Below are 2,494 nucleotides of genomic sequence, written 5' to 3' on the forward strand. Positions count from 1 at the left end.
GCCATTTGCCGTCGGGGAGCGCGGTCGGGTTGTGGTGCAGGCCGTGCGCGGCCAACGCGGCGACCAACGCCGGATCCGGCGCCGCCACCCGCCCCCCGCCGGCCGAGGTGTTCCGCAGTGTGTTTACCAGTTGGCCGATGGGAACAGGGACGGTATGACCAGGCAGCATCACTGTGGTGTTGCCCGTGATGGGGATGCCTGCCGGCAGGCGGTTCAACGCCTGGGCATAGTCCTGATCGGTCCAGGTGATTTTGGCGCCGCTGGGTAGCAGCCGCCATTTGCCGTCGGGGAGCGCGGTCGGGTTGCGGTGCAGGCCGTGCGCGGCCAACGCGGCGACCAACGCCGGATCCGGCGCCGCCACCCGCCCCCCGCCGGCCGCGATGCTCCGCAGCCTGCTCACCAGTTGGCCGATGGGAACAGGGACGGGATGACCAGGCAGCATCACTGTGGTGTTGCCCGTGATGCGGGTGCCTACCGGCAGGCGGTTCAACGCCTGCGCATAGTCCTGATCGGGCCAGCTGATTCTGGCGCCGCTGGGTAGCAGCCGCCATCTGCCGTCGGGGAGCGCGGTCGGGTTGCGGTGCAGGCCGTGCGCGGCCAACGCGGCGACCAACGCCGGATCCGGCGCCGCCACCCGCCCCCCGCGGGCTGCGGTGCTCCGGAGTCTGCTCACCAGTGGGCCGATGGGAACAGGGACGGTACGACCGGGCAGCATCACTGTGGTGTTGCCCGTGATGTGGGTGCCTACCGGCAGGCGGTTCAACGCCTGCGCAAAGACCTGATCGGAATTCCTAGGTGCCATCCGAATCTCCTCATCTTTCCGGTACTGGCCTCTCAACGAGCGAAGACAGTCACGCGTTCAACAGTTTCCCCGGGCCTTTGCTCCCTGATCTTGCAGGGCGGCCGATGTCTTGGCGTTTGTCAAGCCCCGGGGTTGATGGGGAGTTGGTTACAGATCTTGAATGGTCAGGTTGAGTCGTCGAGGGTCAGGCCGGTGTGCGCTTGAGTCGTTGCGGATAATCGCCAGGAGGTGGTCGACGCCGCGGACGGCGAGGTTGCCGGTGCTGCGTTTGAGGTGGGACCAGACCTGCTCGGCGGGGGCGTAGGCGGGCAGGCGGATCACGTGCAGCCAGTCTCGGGCGGCGGTCATCTTCCGCATGGCGGCGCTGATGTGGGTGTTGAGGTTGTCCCAGACGAGAACGATCGGTCCGCGTAGTTGCTGGTGGGCGGCGTCGAGCAGGCGGATGTAGTCGCGTTCGGGAAGCTGCGTCGTTCGTTCTTGCGGCCGCGGTGGGTGATGGTGCGGTAGATCAGCCGGGGACGCTGGCCGGGTTTGTAGCAGGCCAGGCCGGCGATCGAGACTCGTCCGGATCCCTTGCCCGACACCGGGATCTGTGGAGTGTGGCCGCGTCGGCCCCAGGTGCGGGCCTTCGGTGGGCGCAGCGCCTGACCGGCCTCGTCCTCGAAGCAGATCCACGCGTCGAGCTGCGCCGCTACCGTTTTCCCGCCGGCCACACCTCCCGCCGCCACGTCGCGACCGCGGCCTCGTCGCGTTCGACGGGCCGATGCGACGGGACCTGCACCGACCAGCCGATGCGGTGCAGCAGGTACGAGGTGCCGCGCAGGGTGTAACGGGTGCGGAACATGCGGGCGATCAGGTCCGACACCCGAGCCAATGTCCACCGCTGATCATCGCCGAAGCCGTGCGCCGCCGGCCCCTCGTCCAGCGCGTCGGCCAGCCGTCGCAGCCGGGCCTCATCCAGCCGGCAGCGGGACCCGCCAGGGCCTTTCGACGCGAGGGCGTCCTCGCCGCCGGCCCGCCACCGCTTGCGCCACCCAAACACCGCGGTCTGCGACACCCGCAGCCTGGCCGCGATCTCCGGCACCGACACCCCCGCAGCGCACCACCCCGCCGCCTGCCGCCGCACCGCCTCACGCTTGGCCCGCCCCCGCGCGGACAACCCACCTCCATCGGATACCTCATCACCCCGGCCTACAACGATCATCGGCGAAGATCACGCCGACACGCCAAGCCACAGTGGACGAATTTTGCCTTTCAAGATCTGTAACGGCGACCTCTCTGCTGCCGGCGGGTTGACACGAGAGGTGCCGTTAGATCCACAGTCCCTTGGGTGATCGCCGGGGGCACCCGCGATAGCCTGCAACCACAGATGCCCGTTGGGTCGAAGGTGAGGCTCGCCCGGTGGGTACCAAGTACGAACCAATGACTCTTTCCAGGATGGTCTCCCATCTGGCGTCCTTGGACACCGACCAGGTCCGCCGGAAGCTGGTGTGGGAGTTCTTCGAGGAGTACCGCTGGGAGGCGGCCGAGACCAGGATCGGTCTATTGAGGTGTCAACGGCGGACTGAGACTGGATCTGGCCCACTTTCCGTGATCAGGACTGACCCGGCTCGGGGTACCAAGTCCACTGTGTAGGGTGCGTCGTGCGATCGGCTGATCTTGTTGCGGTCCTGCCTCATCTGGCACCTGTCC

3 protein-coding genes are annotated in these 2,494 nt (G+C 67.8%); all 3 read right to left on the reverse strand.

The window, feature by feature from the left end; all coding sequences use genetic code 11:
- Nucleotides 1-802: hypothetical protein (locus ACIBEF_RS32220; RefSeq protein ID WP_396797195.1), on the reverse strand; the 802-nt coding region annotated here is incomplete at its 3' end.
- A 147-nt stretch (nt 803-949) separates the two neighbouring features.
- Complete coding sequence (locus ACIBEF_RS32225; protein ID WP_396797196.1) at nt 950-1,477, reverse strand: transposase; 528 nt, start codon at nt 1,475-1,477, stop codon at nt 950-952.
- Between the two features lie 16 nt (nt 1,478-1,493).
- On the reverse strand, nt 1,494-1,961 hold the full coding sequence (locus ACIBEF_RS32230; protein ID WP_396797198.1) for a winged helix-turn-helix domain-containing protein: 468 nt from the start codon (nt 1,959-1,961) through the stop codon (nt 1,494-1,496).
- Nucleotides 1,962-2,494 lie beyond the last annotated feature (533 nt).

The organism is Micromonospora sp. NPDC050795, from assembly GCF_044456785.1.
GTDB lineage: Bacteria > Actinomycetota > Actinomycetes > Mycobacteriales > Micromonosporaceae > Micromonospora.